Genomic DNA, 21,066 nt, shown 5'->3' with positions numbered 1-21,066 from the left:
ACGTGTTTTCCTGATTTGGTAAGGAGCGCTGCGGCTACAGTGTGGTCTTCTCCGTCTTGAAAACGCTGTGCATGGGTAGTTGCTTTGGCCAGTAAATTTCGAAGTTCGTTGGTAATCACTCTTTAAGGGTAATAAATGCTAACGCGCTTGATCTATGCGAAGACAGAGATCGGGAACACCCCCCGGATCATTTTCAGACAGGGACGAAAATAAGCCATACCGAAGCCAGCGACTAGTTCCACTGCCACAAGGCAGAAGGAACGCAGATAAACATAGCCTGCCCCAGCATGGGGCTAGGAGTACGAATCCTGGGCTCCTTCAAGCGGAACTGCCAACAACGTAATGGGATTAGGCTGGGATCTGGCGCGGGTCAGGAGGCGCAGCAGGAGAGTTTGGAGACGTCGGTGGTGAAGGACTGTGCGGCGATTTTGATCCCTTCGGCCATGGTCAGGTATGGGCACCAGAGGTTCGCGACCTGGTCAACGGTCATGCCGGCCTCGAGGATGTAGACTCCGGCGGCGGCCAGGTCACCGGCCTCCTTGCCGACGGCGGTGATCCCCACAATCCGTCCGGTGTCGGCGTCGGCGACGATTTTGATGAAGCCGCGGGTGTCCCGGTTCACCAGTGCCCGGGGAACGTATTCCAGGGGCAGGACCCGGCATTCACACCGGATGCCCGCCTCGTTGGCTTCCTTGTCGGTCATGCCGACCGCGGCCAGTGACGGGCTGGTGAACGTCACGCGGGGCAGGTGCCGGTAGTCGACCTCGCGCCCGGCGTTGTTGAAGGCGTTCTCCACCATCAGGGTTCCGTGGGCGGACGCGACGTAGACGAATTCTCGGTGCCCGGTCACATCCCCTGCGGCCCAGATCCTGGGGTTGGAGCTGGCGAGTGTGCTCTCGACCAGGATCTGGCCGGTGTCGCCGGTCTTGACGCCGACGGCGTCCAGGTTCAGTCCGTCGGTGACGGCGCGTCGGCCGGTGGCTACCAGCAGCTTTGCGGCGCGGAATTCCTCCTGGCCCCCGGCGACCGTGGCGGTGACAAGGACCTCTGCGCCGGCGGGATCTGTGCGGACCGAAGTTACGGCTGCGCGGCGGACCACGCGGATGCCCTCGTCGGCGAAGACGCCCATCAGCGCACGGGAGGCTTCCGGTTCCTCGTGCGAGGCAAGCCTGGAGCGGACCAGCAAGGTCACTTTGGATCCGAGGCGGGCAAAAAGCTGCGCCTGCTCCAGGGCCACGTACCCGCCGCCGAAGACGATCAGGGACTCGGGCACCTCGTTCAGTTCCATGGCGGTGGTCGAGGTCAGGTAGTTGACTTCATCCAGTCCCGGCACCGGGGGTGCCCACGGGGTCGAACCGGTCGCGACCAGATAATGGGCGGCGGTCAGGGAGTCGCGGGTGCCGTCGGGTCCGGTGATTTCCAGGACCGGTTCCTCCGGGGTGCCGGCGAACACCGCGGTGCCCTGGCGCAGGTCCCATCCGTAGTCGGCGGCCAGATCCACGTATTTATCCGAGCGCATTCCCTCGACCAGGGAGCGTTTCCCGTCTATCAGTACACCCATGTCCACCGGGGCGGCGGAAGTGCTGATCCCGGGGAACCTTCCGGTCGCATCCACAGCGACATGCCGGGCTTCGGCGGCGGCCAGCAGGGCTTTGGAGGGAACGCACCCGGTGTTCACACAGGTCCCGCCCACCGTGGAGCGTTCGATCATCACGACCCGATTGCCCAGCTTGGTGGCCCGGATGGCGGCGGCGAAGGCGCCGCCTCCGGAACCGATCACGGCTAAATCAAAATCTGGTGCTGCCTCAGGCATTAGTCCTCCATGGAGTCTCGAATGAACACCCCGGGGGGCGTTCCTTTTTGCATGCTGTCCCCAGTCTGCACCTTCCCCTGCACGGGAAGGTCAAGAACGGGAGCGAAGAGATCGGTGTTGCTACGGAAGTGTTGTGTCAAGAAATTCCTTCAGGGCATCGGCCTTCATGGGCCGGGAATCGGCCCGGCCCAGGATGTCACCGTCAGGTGCGATGACGACGGTACTGTCCAGGGATGTGACCGCGTACTTTTGGGTGAGTTCCCCGGTCCGGTCGACAACGAAGGGGTATCCGGGTGTGCCGGCCATTTCGCGGAACTGGTCCACTTGGGTTTTTGTGGTCTCCGGCGTCACGTCCACGGCGACGAAGTCTGCCTTATCGGCATATTCCTGTTCCAGTTCCTTCATCGCTTCTGCCTGCGGAACGCAGGTATAGCACCAGCTCGCCATGAAATACAGCACTGTCGGGCGGGTGGAAGGGACGGTGAGGGCCTTGCCGTCCACAGATGTGATCTCGATCCTGTCCACGTTGTTTGCGCCCGCTGGCCCGGCGGCGGGAGCGGTTTCGCTCCCGCGGTTCAACGCAGTGAGGGTCAGGACCAGGATGAGGGCCGCGGCCGCTACGACGGCAGTAATGGTGAAGATCCGCCGGTGGTTTCTGGTCGTTGTCATGGGTTTCCTTTCTGGTTGGTGCGCCCTGGCGCCGTGTCGGGAAGAAGATGTTCCGGGCCGCAGCACGCTTCGGTGCTGTCGCTGCTCTCAGCCCCATCCGTGATTGCGCTGTTGTCCTGTGCCTTGCTTTTACTGCGGCGCCGCAGGGCCAGGGCCGCGGCGGCGAGGACGGCGGCCACCGCGGTGAGGGTGATGATGGGCCAGTTGCCCGAGATGAAACCGGACAGCGCCACGCTGGCTTCGGTGACCGTCCCGCCCATGATCTCCCCGGCCTGCCCGCCGGACAGGGCCGGAACCCAGTAGAGCAACAGGTAGATCCCTGCGAGGATAAGCGCGGCTCCGCCGAGACGATTAACAAACGGCAGGATCCTTCGGACGTGGCGTGCCAGGACGTCCCGCGCTACCGCTGCACCGAGGGACAGAAGGACCAGCACCACCGAGGAGCCCAAGGCGTAGGCGGCGAAGACCGCCAGCAGCCCGGCCAGGCTCCCGGTGGACACAGCCTGGGCGACAACAGCCAGCAGCAGGGCCAGGCTGCAAGAGAGCGCAGCCACCGCATAGGCCACCCCGTAGCCAAAGACCGCCCTGAGGCCCGAACTGGTCCCGTCCGTCTTCAGAATCCGGGGCAGGTTCAACCTCGCCCCGGGCAGCTGCCATCCGAACACCATGCCAAGGCCGGCAACCACAATAACCGCTCCGATCAGCGCCGCCGCCCAGGGAAGCGCCGACGCCACCGACCGCAGGCCTACAGCGGCGAGCAGGCCGGCCGTAACAAAGACAGTGGCGAAACCGGCGCTGAGGGCAACCCCGGCCTGAAGACCTGCAAGCAACGGCCGCTTCCGTCCCGCACCCGGGCCTGAACCAATGAAATACGCCAGATAGGTTGGCAGCATCGCAAACCCGCATGGATTCACCGTGGCAAGCATTCCGGTCAGAAAGGCCAGACCCAAAACACCCGTCATCCCTGTGACCCCGCATCCTCAGAAGCACCGGCCCGGGACTGCCCGGACCGCTCCTGCTCCGACGATGAATGAGGTGTTGGAGTAGAACCCGCGGACAGGCTGGCCCCCGGGCGGGAACGGGCGCAACAATCCGTCCCCGGGCTGCCCCGACGCTGCGCCCGCAGGAGCAGGGCCCCCGCGGCAAGGGCTGCGGCGGCAATGAACCAGAGGTTGCCGGCCATTGCGCCGGCCGCGGCGAAAACACCGGCTGCAGCCGTCAGAACGGGTACCCCGCAGCACACCAGCGCCACCATCACAACACCAAGGAAGGACAGCAGAGTGCCTGCCGCAAGCACCAGGCCAGAGCGCTTCCGGCCCTTCACTTTTATTGACATGATCATCCCTTCATATGTCCGGCTCGTGTCCGGAACCCCGACAGGGGACCCCAACACGAAACCGGACGGCCAGTAGTACGTCACACCCCATTATCAACCTTCCACTAAGGGGGAAGGTCAAGCTGGCGACGGGACCTGTTGGTTTGCGGGTGCCGATGCGGAACGTTCCAGTACGATGGAAGGGTCATATGCGATTTTTTGGAACGAGATGAGGACCCGAAATGCGAATCGGTGAAGTTGCTGATGCTGCCGGTATAACAACCAAGACGATCAGGTTCTATGAGGACCGGGGCCTGCTCCCACCGGCTGAGCGCTCGGCCAACGGCTATCGTGACTACACCCACGACACCCTCAGCCGCCTCGAATTCATTCGCCGCAGCCAAATCGCCGGGCTGACCCTGGCGCAGATCCAGGGCATTCTGCGGATCCGCGATAGCGGTTTGACGCCTTGCACCCACGTACGGGATGTCCTGGGGAAACAGTTGCAGGACCTGGACCGGAAAATCGCGGAGCTCACCGCGCTCCGGGTGACCGTGGCCGAACAATATGCAACCGCCGAGGTGGCCGACCCTCAGCGCTGCGATGCTGAACAAATCTGCAGTTACATCTGAGCCCGCCGCAGGCTAAGGGGCTTCACTGAGCCGGCTCCCGCCGCGGCCAGTGCCGTCCGCAGTGGTGCTGTTGCAAAGTTGGGGCAGTAGGAAGACCGGCGTGGAATAATCAGGTCCATGGGCATCTTCTCCGGTCGGCAGTTCCCTCGTGAAATCATCCTGTGGGCGGTGCGGTGGTACTGCCGCTACGGCGTGAGCTATCGCGACCTCGAAGAGATGATGACCGAGCGGGGAGTGCCGGTCGATCACACCACGATCTACCGCTGGGTCCAGAAATATGCTCCTGAGCTGGATAAGAAGACCCGGTGGTATCGGCAAGTTCCTGACTGGCAGGCCAGGTCCTGGCGGGTGGATGAGACCTATATCCGGGTCGGGGGAAAGTGGTGCTACCTCTATCGGGCAATCACCGCAGGTGGCCAGACCCTGGACTTCTACCTCTCACCAAAACGCAACGTCGCGGCAGCGAAGCGTTTCCTGGCGAAGACGCTGCGGTCGAATAAATCGGCAGGCTATCCGCGGGTGATCAGCACCGACAAGGCCCCCTCACTCGCCAGGGCAATCTCTGAGCTGAAGGCGGAAGGCGTCTGTCCATCGACGGTCGAGCATCGTCGGGTGAAATACCTCAACAACGTCATTGAAGGCGATCATGGCCGGTTAAAGCGGATCCTGGGGCCGAAAGGAGCATTCAAAAACCAAACGTCTGCCTACCGGACGTTGAAAGGGATGGAAGCGATGCACTCATTGCGGAAGGGGCAGGGCACGATGTTTGCCTATGGTCACCCGAATCCGGATGCAGTGATTGTTAGCCGGGTATTCGAGACGGCCTGACAACACAGGCACATAGCGTTGATCACACAATAAAAACGGAGCTTTCTTGGCTCCCGCCCCAAGTTGCAACAGCACCATAATTTGACCAGTAGGTCCGTATACGGCGACTACTGCTTGGATTGGGTCCTCTGGATAACTAGCAGCATGGTTGGCTAAAGCCGAGATCTCCCCGCAAGGACCACCGAGGAAATGGTGCGCGTTCAAACCGAGTACGTGTTTTCCTGATTTGGTAAGGAGCGCTGCGGCTACAGTGTGGTCTTCTCCGTCCTGAAAACGCTGTGCATGGGTGGTTGCTTTGGCCAGTAAATTTCGAAGTTCGTTGGTAATCACTCTTTAAGGGTAATAATTGCCAACGCGCTTTATCTATGTGAAGACAGAGATCGTGAACACCGGGGTTTCTGAGATGTACCAATCGCTTACAAAGCAAGACAGGACCATACGAGGACGTTGAGTGGATAGAGCGTCGAGTTTTAAGTTCAATGTTAGCTAAGGGCCTTATTAAAAGCGTTTGGCAACACGCGCTCCTATTTACCTTCGTATCTCGCGAGACGCTGACGTGGATGGCCTCACCATCGACCGGCAGCGTCAGGACTGTGAAGCCATTGCAAAGCAGCGTGGCTTGGACGTTGGACATAGGACATAACTACGTCGATCAGTCCATTTCCGCGTCAAAGAAGAATGTGGCTCGCCCCGACTACGACGCCATGGTGGCATCCTTTGAACGCGGCGAAATCGACGCGATCATCTGCTGGGACCTCGAACTACCCGCCCCACGTCGGTGGGTAGTCCGATCAGTCGGACAAAACTACTCCCGCACCACAGCGTAATAAGGGGTGCACCTTAAAAACATCCGGAGGTGGGGGTAACTCCCCCTCGTTGCCCAGAGACAAAATACGCCAGTGGCGTCTGTACGACGAGCCGAAGGTAGGACAAATTCCAATCCAGAGAGGTCTTGCACTGTTGCGGTGCGGTTGTCTTCTTTCTCACCGTATTGGACCCTGCGAAATTAATTGGATACGATAGGCCCATGTTGATTTCAGGTTCCGTTTTCATGCGGCCGCTCACCAGCCGCTAAGGCGGTTTTCTCCCTCCCGCAGGTTAGAAACCGCTCCGGTCCTTTAGCCGGGCGGCCATTTGCCATGCCCGGCTCCGTTTCAACTCCACGGAGCACACCTGATGTCTACATACGGATACGGCCGTCACGAACATGGCCAAAATTTTCTCACAGACCACAAGATCATCAACTCCATCGTCGATCTTGTAAAACAAACCTCCGGCCCCATCATTGAGATCGGGCCAGGAAGCGGTGCCCTCACTCACCCGATATCCCACTTGGGGAGGGCAATAACGGCAGTTGAGGTAGACGCAAAACTAGCTGCCAAACTCACAAAAAAGACCGCCTCGGCGTCGGTCGAAGTGGTCCATGATGATTTCCTCAACTTCCCGTTACCCGCCACTCCCTGCGTCATTGTGGGAAACATTCCCTTTCACCTCACCACTGCCATTCTTCGAAAGCTGTTGCATGCGCCGGCATGGACTGACGCTGTACTCCTCATGCAGTGGGAAGTCGCTCGCCGCCGGGCCGGGGTAGGTGCAAGCACGATGATGACAGCTCAGTGGTCCCCATGGTTCACGTTTCACCTTGGTTCCCGAGTACCAAGGTTTGCTTTCCGGCCACAGCCAAACGTTGACGGGGGGATCTTAGTGATCCGCCGGGTGGGTGACCCGAAGATCCCGATAGAGCAACGCAAAGCCTTTCAGGCGATGGTGCACACCGTTTTCACCGCCCGGGGACGCGGGATAGGGGAAATTCTCCGAAGGGCAGGGTTGTTTTCATCACGTTCAGAGACACAATCATGGTTGCGCTCGCGAGGAATCGACCCCGCAACCCTACCTCCCAGATTGCACACCAGCGACTGGATCGATCTCTTCCAGGTGACTGGTTCCTCTTCACCGCGCCATCGGCCCATTTCACAATCGGGAAGTAGTCAACGCCCTCCTCAACGGAAAAATCGAGGCCGGCGGCGGTAATCCCCCCACCACCAAAACCGAAATCCACCAGTAGTAGTGAACGACCCATGTTCGTCTACCGTGAGCCGCGTTATGGCAGTGACGTGTTCTCGTCGGGCACAGTCATAGTTCCCGGCGTTGCCAGCGACAGGGTTCTACACCCAGCAGCGGGACCGATCAAAATCACCCGCACGGGGAACGACCCTGCTGGTGGTTTAGATTTTGATGAAAGCGAGGAGACATAGCCCCTCGCCAACTCCCCGTAGCTGGCGAACAGTAGCTCCTGGCGCTGGCGCTCGTTGGTGAGTTTGCGTGCCACATCGAAAGCCTTATCGACTTCCCGGTCCAAGTTGTTGTGAGCCTTGAGCAGAATTGGGTCCATCGATAACGGGTTGTAGTGCTCCGCGAGTGACCGCTGGGGGTGCCGCTCGCGTGCCCGCAGCACCAACTGTCCAGCGTCGATGATTCGCTGCTGCGCCTTCTCATCTAGTTCACACAGAGCTGGTCCGCAGTTGTAGCTCCCGATGTACTCCGAAAAACGGAAAAAATAAATAGTGGGGATACATCAACCTTCCACTTTCCATTCTTCCGGCTCAGAGTATTGAGGGGTCTGGGACCGGGTCCGTAAACCCTTTATGTTTTTCGCGCACAGCGGTTTTTAGCGACGCACCCTATAGGTTTTCCGCAGAACTTATATGTGTTTCTGTGCACCCCATATGTTGTCTGTTTTAGCGGTATTTCGTTGTTAATTCCGCACGCGCGCATCAAATGGTTATTTATCGACGACACTCCGTGCCGCACCCCTATATTTAAGGATGTGGAATCGCCTACCCCTCCGGGTTAGAGCCCGCTAGATCCACTTCGCAATCGGGTACACCCATCTGTACGCGCTGACCTGCGGCGTTGTGGGTTGTGCCGAGCGTGCTGCCGGAGTCCCTTTCAGTGTCCCTGGGGTAGGAGCGGCCGCATGAAGGTGCGCTCGTACCGCAGGACGCACTCGGACTCGTCTCGAATCCGGTCAGCGGCGATGAAGTCCGAGTGGGTGCCGAACAAGGTGCGGTACTGCTCGTAGGCAGCCAGGCTGGGGAAGCTGAACAGGGATTCCGCACGGTCACTCACACCTTCCGCGGGTAGGTAGTACCCGTGGTGGGTGCCGCCGTGTTCGTCGACATGCCGCATCCAAGCGCGGGCGAACTGTTCAAAGGCTGCGATCTGGTCGGGGTCGATGGTGTAGTGGACGACACAGGTGATCACATCCACAACGCTAGGCCCACAGGCGCTCATTGGGGAGCCTTTGTCTGTGCGCCTCGTGGTGCAGCACACCAATCTGCCTGGTTTACCTGCGGAAATGCGTCAGTTCGCCAAGTTGGCGCCGAGTTCAACGGTGAGAACTCCGACGGCGATGAGGAGGATGCCGAGGGCCATGGTTCGGGTGAGGGGTTCGTGGAAGATGACCCGGGCGAGGATCGCGGTGAGAGCTACGCCGGATGCTGCCCAGATGCCGTAGGCGACGCCAAGGGCCATGCCGTCGGCCAAGGCGAGACTTAAGGCGACGAACGCCACGAGATACCCCGCGATGACGCCGATGAACCATTTCTTCACCCGGCCACCGTCGGAGGCTCGTAACGACATGGTCGCGACGACTTCGGACAAGATGGCGCCTGCGAGGAAGATCCATCTCATGAGTTGACTCCTGCTTCCTGGGCTGCGGTTTGCTGAGCTTTCTGGGAGCCGAGTTCGACGGTGAGGACACCGCTGATGATCGCAACCATTCCAAGACCCATCACAGCGGTCAGAGGTTCACCGAAAATCGCGGCGGATAGCACGGCGGCGAGCACGACCCCGCTGGCTCCCCAGATGCCATAGGCGACGCCGATCTGCATTCCTTCGCGCAGGCAGAAGGTGAGGAAGACGAAAGTGCCGATGTATCCGGCAGCAACCACGATGTACCAGGATGGGTGATTGAGCGCCGCCTTGAGAGACAGCGTCGCCGCCACTTCGGTAGTGATGGCGCCAGCGAGCAGGAACCACTGCTTCATGGGGTTGTTCCTTCGATCAGGGAGCGAATGCTGGAGACGACGGCTTCGAGATCCGCGCCGTGGAGGGTGGACACACCTGTGGCCTGGGCGCCCCAGAGTCCGTCGGCGGCGAGTCGGGCGGTGGTCAGCCTGGCTCGGGTGGCGGCGTCGAGATCGTCCGGGAGTTCGAGCCAGCGGCCCATCCGCGTAGTCCACGGTTCGGTGAGTTCGGGCCGATACGTCGCTTGGCCCCAGATGATGAACTCGGCGCGCTTGGCGGCCCCGTGGGCGGCGACGTGAACGTAGCTCAGGAGCCGCTCGGTGGCGTTGGCGTTCTCGAGGGGCTTGCCAAGGGTGGCAGTCATGTCGTTCTCGACGTTGGCCGCAGCGTGGTCGACGATCGCGGCGAGCAGTACGTCGCGGTTGCGGAAGTGATATAGCAATCCCGGTTTGGTGAGCCCGGCCTCGTGGGCCACTGCGTCAAGGGTAATGTCGCCACCCTCCGCTGCGTTCATGACGCGGAGGGCAGCTTCCAGGATCTCGGAGCGCTGACTGGTTCGCATATAGCTAACTTTACCATTTGGTAGGTGAAGCCTTCAACTGCGGCCGCTGGTAGGGGCACCTGGGGTACACCCTATTGTTACGCCGGTTTGGAGCAGAATGTTTCCTGTAAATAGGGCCGTTCCTAGCATTGTTTTACACGCGTCTAGTGGGGTCTAGGCCTTATGTTTACAGAAAGTGGTGAGTGTGGTGTTATCGTCTGACGGTTTCCATAGGTTGCATCCCTCAGTGTGGTGTGACGCTTGCTGATGGTCACTGACATCTTGCGCCACTTGAAGAGTGTGAGACGGCAAAAACTAATCCAACTGGTCCACAGCGAGGTCCCAATACCCGCTGGGTAGTTTGCCTCTAAAAGGCAGCGGAACTTAGACCCCAACCCCGCACCCTACGTGACGGCGGTAACTATAGTTCGTAGATATGACCGCACCACAAACTAAGACGCAGCACGAGTTGCTCCAAGAACGCGCAGCGGCGGTGGACCTGCGCGCCTATCACCTCCACCTCGATCTCTCGGAGGTACTCGATAGCCCCACCTACCGCGTGACTACCCGCCTCGAACTCAGCAGCAGTGAGCCCGAGCTTTTCCTGGATTACCTAGGCGAATCCGTCGCGGAGGTCAAGGTCAATGGCACCCCGCAGAAGGTGGACTTTGATGGCAGCATCATCCGGCTGCACGGCCTGCCGGTAGGGGAGGAGCTCGCCATCGAAGTCACCGGCCACTCGCGCTATTCGCGCACCGGCCAGGGTCTGCATCGGATGCACGATCAGGCCGATGACGCGACCTACCTGTATTCACACCTCGAGCCTTCTGATGCCCGGCGCATCTTCCCCTGCCTGGAGCAACCGGATCTCAAGGCCGTCTTCCACGTGCGCATGACCGCACCGAAAAAGTGGCAGATCCTTTCCAACCAACCGGAAGTCGAACGCAGCGAAGAGGGGGAGCTCGCCACCGTTACCTTCGCGCCGACCCCGCCGCTGTCGACGTACCTGACTTCTTTCGCCGCCGGCCCCTACCAGTACCAAGAGCGCACCTGGACTGCCCCGGATGGCAGCCACTCGGCACAGCTGCGCGCCTTTGCGCGCGCGTCCATGTTTGAGCACCTGGACGAGGAAATCCTAGAACTTACCGCCCAAGGCATGGACTTTTTCCACCAGAACTTTGGCTATCCCTATCCGTGGGGCAAGTACGATTCCATCTTTGTACCCGAATACAACCTCGGCGCGATGGAAAATCCCGGCCTGGTGACGTTTACGGAGAACTACATCTTCCGCTCCCGCGCTACCCGCGCGCAGCACGCCGGCCGTGCAAATACCATCCTGCACGAGATGTCTCATATGTGGTTCGGTGATCTCGTCACTCCGCAGTGGTGGGATGACCTGTGGCTCAAGGAGTCCTTCGCGGAATTTATGGGCGCGGATTCTTCCGTCCACGGCACCGACTACACCGAGGCCTGGGCAAACTTTGCCGGCGCCCGCAAGAACTGGGCCTACCTGCAGGATCAGCTGCCCACCACGCACCCCATCAAGGCGGAGATCCCGGACGTGGATGCCGCGCGCCAAAACTTCGATGGCATCACCTATGCCAAAGGAGCGGCGGTTCTCAAGCAGCTGGTGCATTACGTCGGCCGCGATAATTTCTACGCCGGTGCGCGCGACTACTTCCAGGAGCACGCCTTTGCCGCCGCCACCTTTGATGACCTCCTGCAGGCGCTCAAGAAGCACACGGACCGCGATCTTGATGCCTGGTCCCAAGCCTGGTTGCGCACCTGGGGCCCGGATACCCTCACCCCGGAGTTGCACACCGAAGGCGAGAAGATTGCGGAGCTGGCCATCAGTGCAGACGCCGAGGACGTCACCCGACCGCACCGCCTGACCGCTTCGCTCTTTGATGCATCCCTGCACAAGTACCGCGAGATCGACATCGATCTCCCCGCCGGCGATGGCACCACCCGCACCATCATCGATGAAGCGGCCGGCCTTCCGGCCCCGGCATTGCTGCTGCTTAACGACGCCGACCATACCTACGCCAAGATCCGCTTCGACGAGACCTCCCTAGACACAGCGAGTGAGCGCCTGACCGACATCGAGGATGAATTGACCCGCGCGGTAATCTGGACCGCCCTGTGGAACCTCACCCGCGATGGGGAAATGTCGGCGATTGACTATGTGGGGGTCGTCGTCAAGCACGAAGCCTACGAGACCAACACGACGCTGCTGGCTACTGCCTGCGCCAATGCCAATTTCGCCATTGCACACTATGTGGCAGACGCCGACCGCGAGCAGGTCCGCACCGACTATGCCGAGGCAATCTGGGGCCGCCTGGCCGAGGCCGAACCAGCCTCGGACGCCCAGCTTGTGCTCGCTCGCGCCGCCATCCGCGCACTCGCCGCAACCCCGGAGGAATCAGGTACCGCGCGCCTTAAGGCCCTGCTCTCCGGTGACATTGCCGGCCTTTGCTTGGACCCCGAAATCCGCTGGTCGATCTTGCGCGCCCTCGCGGCCCGCAATGCCGTAACCCCGGCCGAGCTCGAAGAGGAAAAGCAGCGCGATAATACGCTGACCGGCGCTACCGAATTCCTCGGCGCCAGCCACGCCTTCCCCACGCCGGAGACCAAGCGCTCCGCGTTCGATAAGGCGCTCACGACCGGCGCATATTCCAATGCCGAGGTCGACGCACTGATCGCCGGTTTCAATGCCCCACGCTCAGCTAGCCTGCAGGAGGCCTTCGCGGAGGAGTTCTTCTCCCGCGTGGAAGACATCTGGGCTGCGCACCCGATTGAGATTGCTAACCGCCTCATCCGCGGCTTCTACCCAGAGTTGCCGATGGCCGATGCCGCCACCACGCGCCTGCTGCACCGGGAGCTGCCAGGAGCGCTGCGCCGCATCCTGCTGGAATGCCGCGATAACCTGCGGCGCACCCTCCGCGTGCGGGCTGGTCAATAAACTGTACAGCCTAGCGCTCGCGCCCTAGTTCCCCTCGGGTCACACTGTGTATAACAGTTGTTGATCCGGGGGGAATCTACATATGACGCTCAGTCATGACCGCAGTGACGAAGAACTAGTTGATGCTTTTATTGAGGGGGACAATAAGGCCTTTTCCACCATCGTGGAACGCCACCGCACGCGGCTGACCACGGTAGCGCGGCGCTACACCAGAAACGATCATGATGCCCAAGATGTGGTCCAGGAAGCCTTCCTGCGCGCCAGCTGCAACCTGCACTCCTATCGCCGCGAGTCTGCGCTATCGACCTGGCTGCACCGGCTGGTGAAAAACTCTGGCTATGACTACTTGAACCACCGTTCTAACAGGGAAAATGCTTCATTAGATGCGGAGGACTTTGACGACGATCGCAACCCGCTGCTCGCGCATAACCCTTCCGAAAACCTAGCGGAGCAGTTAGTGGTGCGAGAAGCAATGCAGCTGCTGCGGGAGGATCAGCGCGAAGCGCTGGTGCTTACCGACGTCGCCGGGTTCCGCGTCGGCGAAGTTGCCACCGCCCAAGGGGTAAAGCCCGGCACCATCAAATCCCGCCGCGCCCGAGCGAGGGAAGTCCTACGCGCCGCCATGGGGTGAGTTTGCTAATACCGACGTTTGTCAGCGTGGCGGGTAGACTCAGGGCGTTACGCGAAACCACACTCTGATTTAAGGGAGTTAGCAATGACCGTCCACGATGTTGCCATCGTAGGTTCCGGCCCTGCCGGTTACACCGCCGCGCTGTACGCGGCACGCGCCGAGCTCAACCCGATCGTCTTCGAGGGCTTCGAGTACGGCGGCGAGCTTATGAATACCACCGAGGTAGAAAACTACCCCGGCTTCCAAAAGGGCATCATGGGCCCAGAGCTCATGGAAGAAATGCGCGCCCAGGCCATCCGCTTCGGTGCGGATCTCCGCATGGAGGTCGTTGACTCCGTTGAGCTGGAAGGCGATATTAAAAAGCTGCACGTGGGTGACGAGCTCTTTGAGGCCCGCGCCGTCATCCTCGCCACCGGTGCCGCCCCGCGCCACCTCGGCGTACCAGGTGAGGAAGAACTTACCGGCCGCGGCGTTTCTACCTGCGCTACGTGCGATGGCTTCTTCTTCAAGGACCACAATATCGCTGTTATCGGCGGCGGCGACTCTGCCATGGAGGAGGCCACCTTCCTCACCAAGTTCGCGGATTCTGTCACCATTGTGAACCGCTCCGAGAACTTCCGCGCCTCCAAGATCATGCTGGAGCGCGCCCAAGCCAACGAAAAGATCAAGTGGGAGACCAATAAGGTCGTCGAAGAAGTTATTGAAGCCGATGGCAAGGTCGGCGGACTCAAGCTCAAGGACGTCACCAACGGCGAGACTTCCACTTTGGACGTCACTGCCATGTTCGTAGCAGTTGGCCATGATCCGCGCTCTTCCTTCCTCAATGATCAGGTCAAGCTCAATGACAACGGCTATGTTGTAGTTGAACAACCCACCACCAAGACCTCCCTGCCAGGCGTTTTCGCCTGCGGTGACTTGGTGGATGACCACTACCAGCAGGCAATTACCGCGGCCGGCTCCGGTTGCCGTGCGGCAATTGATGCGGAACATTTCCTCGCAGAAAACCGTTAATTCAGTATGAGCAACGTCAAGAAAGTAACCACCGATACGTTCCGTAAGGACGTCATCGAGTCCGATAAGCCCGTCATCGTCGACTTCTGGGCCGAGTGGTGTGGCCCGTGCAAGAAGCTTTCCCCCATCCTGGAAGAGGTAGCGGAGGAGTTGGACGGCCAAGTCACCGTCGCCAAGGTTAACGTCGATGAAGAGCGCAACCTAGGCGCCATGTTCCAGATCATGTCCATCCCCAATGTGCTGATTTTCAACCACGGCGAGAAGGTAGACGAATTTGTGGGTCTGCGTTCTAAAGATGACATCGTGGCGCAAGTGAAAAAGCAGCTTTAACTGTTAATCTAATTCCTATTAGATTAAGCGTGTAGAAATTCTGGAATGCGGCCCTAACTAAAGCGGGCTGTGAAAGGGGTATAAGGCGTGAATCGCGTTCTTCGAGTCGGCGATACAAGCGTGCGTGTAGCTGAGGCTCGCGCTACCTTGGCCCGTCTCGGCCTCTTGTCAGATTTCAAGGGGGAACTTTCTGCGTGGAAGAAGCAGAAGTACTCCGAGAGCGACAAGAGCTTTGATGCCAATTTGTCTGAGGTCCTCAAGGCCTTCCAGCAATCCCGCGGTATCGTGCCCACGGGCGAGATCGACGATCTCACCCTGCGCGAACTGCGCCAAGCCTCGTACACGCTCGGCAGCCGCGTCCTTAGCTACGAGCCTGCGAATGAGCTGGTGGGTGACGATATCTCGCAGCTCCAGCAACAACTGCAGGAGCTCGGCTTCTACCAGCAGCGCGTGGACGGCCACTTCGGTACCAATACCCACGCGGCCCTGAAGGAATATCAGCACAACTGCGGCCTGCAAGAAGATGGTGTGTGCGGCCCGGCCACCATCCGCGCCCTTGGACTGCTCGGCCGCCGTATTACCGGCGGCTCCGCGCACAATATCCAAGAGCGTGAGCGCGTCCGCAATGCCGGCCCTAAGCTGGCGGGCAAGCGCGTTGTCATCGATCCCGCCTTGAGCGGCGGCGACGCCGGCCAGCTGGTCAAGGGTCGCTTCGGTGATATTTCCGAGCAGGAAATCCTGTGGGACCTCACCCAGCGCATCGAGGGACGCATGATTGCCGCAGGCATGGAGACCATCATCTCCCGTCCTCGGACCTCCGATGCGGACGTCAAGTCCCGCGCCGAACTGGCTAACGCCTTCGATGCGGACATGGTCATTTCCCTAGCCTGCGATTCCTACCCCAATGAGAAGGCCAATGGTGTTGCCACCTTCTACTTCGGGTCCGAATCCGGCAACTCCTCACTCATTGGTGAGACCCTTTCCGGTTTCATCCAGCGCGAGATTGTCGCGCGCACTGAGCTGCTGGACTGCGGCAACCACGGCCGCACCTGGGACCTGCTGCGCTTGACCCAGATGCCGGTCATCCAGATCGTACTGGGCTACCTGACCAACCCAGAGGACATAAAGATCCTCACCAACCCGTCCTGCCGCGATGACATTGCGGAGGCGATCGTGATTGCCGTAAAGCGCATGTACCTCATGGAGCAGGACACCGCCGTAACCGGCACCTATAAGTTCTCCGAGCTGCTCCAGGCCGAACAGTCCTAGGCCTAGAATCTAGGCCAAGGCGCGGGCTAGGAGGTCTTCGGCCGCTGCCGCGCTGAGCATATCGTGCTGGGGCGGCAGCTCGAGCCGCAAGCGGGGGAGTACTGGGTGATCCGCGGCTACCTCAAAGCCGGCGGAGCGCAAAGTCTCATAAGACATCAGCCCGATATTGGCCGGTTTATGGCCCAAGAAATCCGCCGCAGCGGCCGGATCACCGTAATAGCCAAAGGCCTCCACGGCGGTGCTGCCGCGGTTAGTGAGGTGCATAATGGCGGCGTCGACAAGCACTGCTTCAATGCCACGCCCCATTAAATGTGCCTTAACGAAGAGCGAGGTAATGATCTCCGCATCGTCTGAAATGGGGGCGGTGGGAAGCTTGGCGGCGCCGGCAGCATCCTCGCGGGAGCAAAAGAGAATGGTGGCGTCCTCGCCCACAGTAAAGCCGCACTGACCAAAGGAGAGCAGGGTAGTGGCCAGCCACGCTTCCTTTTCAAAAGCCGGATCGACCACGGAGGCCTCCAGCTCCCAAAAGGTGCTGCGCGCAGCCTGGCGGTGAATGCGCGCGCCTTCGCGTACCGGCTCGAGGATCATCGCCCCGGTTTAGTGCTGGCCCTCAATGAGCGTCATGATGCGCTCGAAATCTTCTTGGTCGCCGAATTCCACGACCATCTTGCCCTTGCGCTTGCCCATGGTCACGGTGACCTTGGTATCGAAGCGATCGGACAGGCGCTCAGCGGAATCGGTAAAGTACTGCGGCTGCGGTGCCGGCTGCTTCTTCTTGGATTCGGCCGGCTTACCATCGCGCTTGTAGAGGGTGACTGCCTCCTCGGTGGCGCGCACGGACAGGCCCTCCGCGATGATGCGGTTGGCAATGTATTCCATGGCCTCAGGGTCATCCAAGGACAATAGCGCACGCGCGTGGCCGGCAGATAAGGTACCAGCAGCTACGCGCTTTTGTACCTCTACCGGCAGCTTGAGCAGGCGCAGCATATTGGTCACCTGTGGGCGCGAACGGCCAATGCGATCCGCCAGCTCATTCTGGGTAACGCCGAACTCTTCCAGCAGCTGCTGGTAGGCGTGCGCCTCTTCCAAGGGGTTGAGCTGTACGCGGTGGATGTTCTCCAGCAAAGCATCGCGCAGCAGGTTGTCATCCTTGGTATCGCGCACGATGGCCGGAATCGTGGCTAGGCCCGCCTTGGAGGAAGCGCGCCAACGCCGCTCACCCATGATGAGCTCAAAGCCACCTTCCTCGGAAGGACGAACGACAACAGGCTGCAACAGGCCAAACTCGCGGATCGAGTGGACGAGCTCGCCGAGTTCATCCTCGTCGAAGACCGTGCGCGGCTGCTTCGGGTTGGGGATGATATCCCCAATGGAAATCTCGCGGTAGGTCGCACCGATAGGAGCCGGGGTGGCTTGGCGCTTCTTGGAGGACTTAGAGCCAGAACCCTGCTGAATGGTGGGAGCGCCCTTTACGCGCTTGCCTTCACCACCCTTCCGGCCCGGCTGCGGGGTGGAATTACCCAAAATAATATCCGCGGCGGAATCGCCCAAGCGCGGCTTGCGGGTAGGGGCATCAGGACCGGACGGGATGAGTGCGGCTAGGCCTTTGCCAAGGCCGCCTTGCTTCTGTTCTGCCATGAGTTCCTATCCTTCCAATTCCGCGTAAATCTCTGGGCTCACACCAATCGCCCCGGTGGTCGGGTGCGGGCGGTAATCGCCACGCCGGTTAAGCTCACGCGCCGCCGCAAGGTACGCGCGGGCCCCGGTGGACGAGGGAGCGTAATCAATAACCGTAGTACCGTACCCCGGTGCCTCGGAAACGCGCACGGAGCGCGGGATAACATTGGCCAGCACCACAGCTCCGAACTGTTCGCGGACGTTATCTGCCACGTCCTCGGCCAAGCGCGTGCGGGCGTCATACATGGTCAGCAGCACGGCGGAAATATGCAGATCCTCGTTGAGGTGCTCACGAATCATGGAGATATTACCCAGCAGCTGGCCCACGCCCTCCAGAGCGTAGTACTCGCATTGAATCGGGATGATGACCTCTTCAGCGCACGTCATGGCGTTGATGGTGAGCAAACCCAGTGATGGCGGGCAATCAATGAAGACATATTCAAAGCCATGCTCTTCAAGGAAGCCATTATGCAGGGCGTCATAGAGCCGAAATTCACGGCGTACCAAGGAGACCATTTCAATCTCCGCGCCAGCTAGATCAATGGTGGCGGGGATGCAAAAGAGGTTCTCGTTGTGCGAGGAGGCCTGCATAGCCTTCTCGGCGGTGCAGTCTCCAAGGAGCACCTCATAGCTGGAATCGGTGCCGGAATTATGTTCCGCGCCCATGGCCGTGGAGGCGTTTCCCTGCGGGTCTAGATCGATCACCAGCACTTTTTTGCCCTCTGTGGCTAGCGCTGCGGCCAAGTTGGCGGCGGAGGTGGTTTTGCCTACGCCGCCTTTCTGGTTAGCAATGGTGATAAGGCGCGGATTAGTCATGCCGTCTACTTTAGTTCACGCGCGGGACACGAATGATTGTGGTTCCCTCGATGGTGCTGACCTCGGCCTTTCCACCGCCGGCCTTCTTAATGTCGGCGGCATCGCGTTCCAGTTCCTCGTGTACCGAAGAACCCTTCAGCGCGATCATCTCACCGCCCTTGCGTACGAGCGGCAGCGACCATTTCGCCAGCTTGCCCAGGGGCGCGACGGCGCGGGAGGTGACCACGTCTGCTCCCGCCACGGCCTTTTTAATCGGGCCTTCCTCGGCACGGCCACGCAGGACCGTCACGTTGTCTAGGCCCAGCTCTTCTACGACCTCGTTGAGGTAGTTATAGCGCTTGAGCAGCGGCTCGATCAGAGTGATCTGCAGGTCTGGGCGTGCAATGGCCAGCGGAATGCCGGGCAGCCCGGCACCCGAGCCGACGTCGATAACCGTGGCACCCTCTGGGATTGCCTGCTTGACGACGGCGCAGTTAATAATGTGCCTGTCCCACAGGCGTGGCACCTCACGGGGGCCTATAAAACCACGAGTGGACCCGTCTGTAGCGAGCGAATCATGGTAAGCCTGCGCGAGGGGCAAGCGGGAGCCGAATACTACTGACGGGTCCATCTCGGACACGATGGGGTTCTCCTCCGTGTTTATTTGTTTTTGCGCTGTTTCTTGGTGCGGTTGTCCTTCTTGCGGGCACCCGGCTTAGGCGCGGAAGTGCGCTTGGCCTCAACCTTAGCGGCTTCCTCTTCTTCTTCCTCGCGGTCCATCTTGGCATAGACGATGCGGGTTTGGAAGAAGGTCCAGACCGTATTGGCCATCATGTAGAACAGCAAACCAATCGGCCAGATGAAGCCGGAGAAGACCAGCATGGCCGGCATGACCCACAGCATCATCTTGGACATCATGGCCATTTGCTGCTGCATCATTTCCGCATTCTGCCCCTGCGGTGCTTGGGTCTTTCCAGCAGCGCGGCGCTTTTCCTGGCGGTTCAAGCTCATGCGGGCGTTGAAGTGCGTCATGACCACAATGATGGCGATCATCGGAACGATGATGACAGCTGCCTGAGTGGTGGTTACGCCCTCTACAATCGGCGAGTTCAAGCGCAGGTTGGTCACCAGCGGAACATCAAAGATCTTGGCGTCTAGGAACTGCTGGACCAGTTCCGGCTTAAAGATGTAGTTCGCGGTATTGGCGTTATCCTCAATGGACATTGGGTCGCCACTGGGGTGGCCAAAGCCACCGGCTACCGCAACGGTGCGGTCGAAGGAGCGCAGCACGTGAAACAAACCAACGAACATTGGAATCTGCACGAAGACCGGCAGGCAGCCAGCCATCGGACGAACGCCGGACTCCTTGTAGACCTTCTGCATTTCCTGCGCGGCCTTGGTTTGGTCATTGCCGTACTTCGCGCGGATTTCCTGCACCTTAGGCTGGATTTCCTGCATCTTGCGCGAGGAACGAATCTGGCTAATGGTCGGCTTGACCATTAGTGCCTTAAGCGTCCAGGTCAGCAGCACAATGGCCAGAATCCAGGTAATGCCCCAGGTAGGGTCCATTACGAGGGACAGCAGCCAGTGCCAGAACCACAAAACGGCCGAAATTGGCCAGTAAATGATATTAAGCACGAGTGTTTAATCCTCAATTGTTGTTGGTACCCGGGACCGGATCGAATCCGCCCGGATGCCAGGGGCCGCATTTGCAGACCCTGGCTATTGCCATCGCCGTACCCTTGATTGCGCCGTGTTGAGAAAGCGCCTCTAGGGCGTAAGCACTGCATGTCGGCTCGAACCGACAGGTCGATACCATCTTAAGGCCAGAGACATGTTTTTGGTAGAAACGAACCACTTTGACCATTGGTTTGGCCAATCCTCTGGCTGGGGGAATTTCCTCCCCGCGGGAATTTAGATATCCCATTGCTTGCGCAGTGCTTTGGCAAGATCTTTTTCTAATTGCTCACTGCTAGCAGTGGCGCTGGCGGGCAAGGCACGGATAACAACGTCCACGCTGGCGGGCAGCTTGGGAATGAATGTCATACACACATGGCGAAGCCGCCGGGAGGTGCGGTGGCGAACCACTGCATTCCCGACGGCTTTAGAAACAATCAGCCCAAATCGCGGCCCGGTGGCGGCGATATCGGCTGCCTTGTCCGTACCTGCGTTGTCGCGCGCATGCACGACGACCGTACGAGTGCCCGCCCGGCGACTGCCCTTCATCGTGCGCCGAAATTGCGTCGGCGACGTGAGCTTGTGCTGGGCTGGAAGCATAACTTATGCAGTCAGCTTTGCGCGGCCCTTCTTGCGACGAGCTGCAACAATGGCGCGACCTGCACGGGTGCTCATGCGGGTGCGGAAGCCGTGCTTACGAGCACGACGACGGTTGTTCGGCTGGAACGTGCGCTTACCCTTTGCCACGTTAATTCTCCTTGAAGTTGTGCGTAGGCACACCACCGCAGTGCAGCGGCACGCCCACTGATGAATAGATTCCATGAACCTGACGCATCACAGTCTCTCCGGTGCACGGCTAGCCGACGGGCCCAGCCGGTGCGAGGTGA

General features: G+C 60.0%; 26 protein-coding genes. 9 read left to right on the top strand and 17 right to left on the bottom strand.

Going from position 1 to position 21,066, the window contains the following annotated elements; all coding sequences use genetic code 11:
* Positions 1-370: 370 nt before the first annotated feature.
* The 4 genes from merA to QP324_RS08370 all read right to left on the bottom strand — a co-directional run bounded on the left by merA (position 371) and on the right by QP324_RS08370 (position 3,818).
* The gene (merA, locus tag QP324_RS08385) at positions 371-1,813 is read right to left on the bottom strand and encodes a mercury(II) reductase (RefSeq protein WP_005532160.1); all 1,443 of its coding nucleotides are present in this window, start codon (positions 1,811-1,813) and stop codon (positions 371-373) included.
* Positions 1,814-1,933: 120 nt separating this feature from the next.
* Positions 1,934-2,482, bottom strand: coding sequence for a TlpA disulfide reductase family protein (locus QP324_RS08380; RefSeq protein WP_284815573.1), 549 nt, complete (start codon positions 2,480-2,482; stop codon positions 1,934-1,936).
* Positions 2,479-3,444: a cytochrome c biogenesis CcdA family protein gene (locus tag QP324_RS08375; protein ID WP_005532162.1), complete on the bottom strand. Its 966-nt coding sequence runs from the start codon at positions 3,442-3,444 to the stop codon at positions 2,479-2,481. Before QP324_RS08375 ends, QP324_RS08380 begins: the two co-directional genes overlap by 4 nt.
* Complete coding sequence (locus QP324_RS08370; protein WP_044055145.1) at positions 3,441-3,818, bottom strand: hypothetical protein; 378 nt, start codon at positions 3,816-3,818, stop codon at positions 3,441-3,443. Before QP324_RS08370 ends, QP324_RS08375 begins: the two co-directional genes overlap by 4 nt.
* 221 nt (positions 3,819-4,039) lie before the next feature.
* On the opposite strand from QP324_RS08370, the gene QP324_RS08365 reads away from it, so the two are divergent.
* The 4 genes from QP324_RS08365 (at position 4,040) to erm (ending at position 7,288) form a co-directional block, all read left to right on the top strand.
* A complete protein-coding gene (locus QP324_RS08365; protein WP_014316116.1) occupies positions 4,040-4,429 on the top strand; it encodes a heavy metal-responsive transcriptional regulator in 390 nt (129 codons plus the stop codon).
* Positions 4,430-4,546: 117 nt separating this feature from the next.
* Positions 4,547-5,257, top strand: a complete 711-nt coding sequence (locus QP324_RS08360) for an IS6-like element IS1628 family transposase (protein ID WP_011069225.1) — start codon at positions 4,547-4,549, stop codon at positions 5,255-5,257.
* Between the two features lie 593 nt (positions 5,258-5,850).
* Positions 5,851-6,084 carry a recombinase family protein gene (locus QP324_RS08355; RefSeq protein WP_224784272.1) on the top strand — a complete coding sequence of 78 codons (234 nt, stop codon included), beginning with the start codon at positions 5,851-5,853 and terminating at the stop codon, positions 6,082-6,084.
* A gap of 349 nt (positions 6,085-6,433) precedes the next feature.
* On the top strand, positions 6,434-7,288 hold the full coding sequence (gene erm, locus QP324_RS08350) for a 23S ribosomal RNA methyltransferase Erm (RefSeq protein WP_049172293.1): 855 nt from the start codon (positions 6,434-6,436) through the stop codon (positions 7,286-7,288).
* A gap of 70 nt (positions 7,289-7,358) precedes the next feature.
* Here the strand turns inward: erm and QP324_RS12295 are convergent, their stop codons facing one another.
* The 5 genes from QP324_RS12295 to QP324_RS08330 form a co-directional block, all read right to left on the bottom strand.
* Positions 7,359-7,712, bottom strand: a complete 354-nt coding sequence (locus tag QP324_RS12295; RefSeq protein ID WP_016423158.1) for a type IIL restriction-modification enzyme MmeI — start codon at positions 7,710-7,712, stop codon at positions 7,359-7,361.
* A gap of 494 nt (positions 7,713-8,206) precedes the next feature.
* Positions 8,207-8,521 carry an NIPSNAP family protein gene (locus QP324_RS08345; RefSeq protein ID WP_174232238.1) on the bottom strand — a complete coding sequence of 105 codons (315 nt, stop codon included), beginning with the start codon at positions 8,519-8,521 and terminating at the stop codon, positions 8,207-8,209.
* 99 nt (positions 8,522-8,620) lie between these two features.
* The gene (locus QP324_RS08340) at positions 8,621-8,950 is read right to left on the bottom strand and encodes a multidrug efflux SMR transporter (protein ID WP_003849969.1); all 330 of its coding nucleotides are present in this window, start codon (positions 8,948-8,950) and stop codon (positions 8,621-8,623) included.
* Complete coding sequence (locus QP324_RS08335; protein WP_048733039.1) at positions 8,947-9,306, bottom strand: multidrug efflux SMR transporter; 360 nt, start codon at positions 9,304-9,306, stop codon at positions 8,947-8,949. Before QP324_RS08335 ends, QP324_RS08340 begins: the two co-directional genes overlap by 4 nt.
* Positions 9,303-9,848 (bottom strand): TetR/AcrR family transcriptional regulator, encoded by a 546-nt coding sequence (locus tag QP324_RS08330; protein WP_034666346.1) that lies wholly within the window; start codon positions 9,846-9,848, stop codon positions 9,303-9,305. Before QP324_RS08330 ends, QP324_RS08335 begins: the two co-directional genes overlap by 4 nt.
* 415 nt (positions 9,849-10,263) lie before the next feature.
* Here QP324_RS08330 and pepN point away from each other — a divergent pair, with 415 nt between their 5' ends.
* The 5 genes from pepN (at position 10,264) to QP324_RS08305 (ending at position 16,030) form a co-directional block, all read left to right on the top strand.
* Positions 10,264-12,789, top strand: a complete 2,526-nt coding sequence (gene pepN / locus QP324_RS08325; RefSeq protein ID WP_284815569.1) for an aminopeptidase N — start codon at positions 10,264-10,266, stop codon at positions 12,787-12,789.
* A gap of 82 nt (positions 12,790-12,871) precedes the next feature.
* Complete coding sequence (locus QP324_RS08320) at positions 12,872-13,420, top strand: RNA polymerase sigma factor (RefSeq protein WP_005326023.1); 549 nt, start codon at positions 12,872-12,874, stop codon at positions 13,418-13,420.
* An 84-nt stretch (positions 13,421-13,504) separates the two neighbouring features.
* Positions 13,505-14,431, top strand: a complete 927-nt coding sequence (gene trxB / locus QP324_RS08315) for a thioredoxin-disulfide reductase (protein ID WP_284815567.1) — start codon at positions 13,505-13,507, stop codon at positions 14,429-14,431.
* Between the two features lie 6 nt (positions 14,432-14,437).
* The gene (trxA, locus tag QP324_RS08310; RefSeq protein ID WP_005326021.1) at positions 14,438-14,761 is read left to right on the top strand and encodes a thioredoxin; all 324 of its coding nucleotides are present in this window, start codon (positions 14,438-14,440) and stop codon (positions 14,759-14,761) included.
* 87 nt (positions 14,762-14,848) lie between these two features.
* Entirely contained in the window at positions 14,849-16,030 is a 1,182-nt protein-coding gene (locus QP324_RS08305) for an N-acetylmuramoyl-L-alanine amidase (RefSeq protein ID WP_284791735.1), read from the top strand.
* Between the two features lie 9 nt (positions 16,031-16,039).
* Here QP324_RS08305 and QP324_RS08300 read toward each other — a convergent pair whose 3' ends face one another.
* From QP324_RS08300 to rpmH, 8 genes are read right to left on the bottom strand one after another with little or no spacing between them, the layout of a single operon-like run.
* Positions 16,040-16,618, bottom strand: coding sequence for a hypothetical protein (locus QP324_RS08300; protein ID WP_284815564.1), 579 nt, complete (start codon positions 16,616-16,618; stop codon positions 16,040-16,042).
* A gap of 9 nt (positions 16,619-16,627) precedes the next feature.
* Positions 16,628-17,668, bottom strand: a complete 1,041-nt coding sequence (locus tag QP324_RS08295) for a ParB/RepB/Spo0J family partition protein (protein ID WP_284815562.1) — start codon at positions 17,666-17,668, stop codon at positions 16,628-16,630.
* Between the two features lie 6 nt (positions 17,669-17,674).
* Positions 17,675-18,523 carry a ParA family protein gene (locus QP324_RS08290; RefSeq protein WP_005326889.1) on the bottom strand — a complete coding sequence of 283 codons (849 nt, stop codon included), beginning with the start codon at positions 18,521-18,523 and terminating at the stop codon, positions 17,675-17,677.
* A gap of 10 nt (positions 18,524-18,533) precedes the next feature.
* Complete coding sequence (gene rsmG, locus QP324_RS08285; protein ID WP_040425466.1) at positions 18,534-19,133, bottom strand: 16S rRNA (guanine(527)-N(7))-methyltransferase RsmG; 600 nt, start codon at positions 19,131-19,133, stop codon at positions 18,534-18,536.
* Between the two features lie 29 nt (positions 19,134-19,162).
* Positions 19,163-20,140 carry a membrane protein insertase YidC gene (gene yidC / locus QP324_RS08280; RefSeq protein ID WP_284815560.1) on the bottom strand — a complete coding sequence of 326 codons (978 nt, stop codon included), beginning with the start codon at positions 20,138-20,140 and terminating at the stop codon, positions 19,163-19,165.
* Between the two features lie 13 nt (positions 20,141-20,153).
* Positions 20,154-20,369 (bottom strand): membrane protein insertion efficiency factor YidD, encoded by a 216-nt coding sequence (gene yidD, locus QP324_RS08275; protein WP_005326014.1) that lies wholly within the window; start codon positions 20,367-20,369, stop codon positions 20,154-20,156.
* A gap of 47 nt (positions 20,370-20,416) precedes the next feature.
* Positions 20,417-20,779 (bottom strand): ribonuclease P protein component, encoded by a 363-nt coding sequence (gene rnpA, locus QP324_RS08270; protein ID WP_005326013.1) that lies wholly within the window; start codon positions 20,777-20,779, stop codon positions 20,417-20,419.
* A gap of 3 nt (positions 20,780-20,782) precedes the next feature.
* Positions 20,783-20,926, bottom strand: a complete 144-nt coding sequence (gene rpmH, locus QP324_RS08265) for a 50S ribosomal protein L34 (protein WP_003847033.1) — start codon at positions 20,924-20,926, stop codon at positions 20,783-20,785.
* Positions 20,927-21,066 lie beyond the last annotated feature (140 nt).

The sequence above is a fragment of the Corynebacterium sp. UMB0012 genome (assembly GCF_030216265.1).
Classification (GTDB): domain Bacteria; phylum Actinomycetota; class Actinomycetes; order Mycobacteriales; family Mycobacteriaceae; genus Corynebacterium.
This window is presented reverse-complemented; position numbering and strand designations above follow the sequence as displayed.

Coding starts and splice junctions, on each gene's coding strand:
- merA (WP_005532160.1), bottom strand. CDS start 1,813: ATGCCTGAGGCAGCACCAGATTTTGATTTAGCCGTGATCGGTTCCGGA.
- QP324_RS08380 (WP_284815573.1), bottom strand. CDS start 2,482: ATGACAACGACCAGAAACCACCGGCGGATCTTCACCATTACTGCCGTC.
- QP324_RS08375 (WP_005532162.1), bottom strand. CDS start 3,444: ATGACGGGTGTTTTGGGTCTGGCCTTTCTGACCGGAATGCTTGCCACG.
- QP324_RS08370 (WP_044055145.1), bottom strand. CDS start 3,818: ATGTCAATAAAAGTGAAGGGCCGGAAGCGCTCTGGCCTGGTGCTTGCG.
- QP324_RS08365 (WP_014316116.1), top strand. CDS start 4,040: ATGCGAATCGGTGAAGTTGCTGATGCTGCCGGTATAACAACCAAGACG.
- QP324_RS08360 (WP_011069225.1), top strand. CDS start 4,547: ATGGGCATCTTCTCCGGTCGGCAGTTCCCTCGTGAAATCATCCTGTGG.
- erm (WP_049172293.1), top strand. CDS start 6,434: ATGTCTACATACGGATACGGCCGTCACGAACATGGCCAAAATTTTCTC.
- QP324_RS08340 (WP_003849969.1), bottom strand. CDS start 8,950: ATGAGATGGATCTTCCTCGCAGGCGCCATCTTGTCCGAAGTCGTCGCG.
- QP324_RS08335 (WP_048733039.1), bottom strand. CDS start 9,306: ATGAAGCAGTGGTTCCTGCTCGCTGGCGCCATCACTACCGAAGTGGCG.
- QP324_RS08330 (WP_034666346.1), bottom strand. CDS start 9,848: ATGCGAACCAGTCAGCGCTCCGAGATCCTGGAAGCTGCCCTCCGCGTC.
- pepN (WP_284815569.1), top strand. CDS start 10,264: ATGACCGCACCACAAACTAAGACGCAGCACGAGTTGCTCCAAGAACGC.
- QP324_RS08320 (WP_005326023.1), top strand. CDS start 12,872: ATGACGCTCAGTCATGACCGCAGTGACGAAGAACTAGTTGATGCTTTT.
- trxB (WP_284815567.1), top strand. CDS start 13,505: ATGACCGTCCACGATGTTGCCATCGTAGGTTCCGGCCCTGCCGGTTAC.
- trxA (WP_005326021.1), top strand. CDS start 14,438: ATGAGCAACGTCAAGAAAGTAACCACCGATACGTTCCGTAAGGACGTC.
- QP324_RS08300 (WP_284815564.1), bottom strand. CDS start 16,618: ATGATCCTCGAGCCGGTACGCGAAGGCGCGCGCATTCACCGCCAGGCT.
- QP324_RS08295 (WP_284815562.1), bottom strand. CDS start 17,668: ATGGCAGAACAGAAGCAAGGCGGCCTTGGCAAAGGCCTAGCCGCACTC.
- QP324_RS08290 (WP_005326889.1), bottom strand. CDS start 18,523: ATGACTAATCCGCGCCTTATCACCATTGCTAACCAGAAAGGCGGCGTA.
- rsmG (WP_040425466.1), bottom strand. CDS start 19,133: ATGGACCCGTCAGTAGTATTCGGCTCCCGCTTGCCCCTCGCGCAGGCT.
- yidD (WP_005326014.1), bottom strand. CDS start 20,369: ATGGTCAAAGTGGTTCGTTTCTACCAAAAACATGTCTCTGGCCTTAAG.
- rnpA (WP_005326013.1), bottom strand. CDS start 20,779: ATGCTTCCAGCCCAGCACAAGCTCACGTCGCCGACGCAATTTCGGCGC.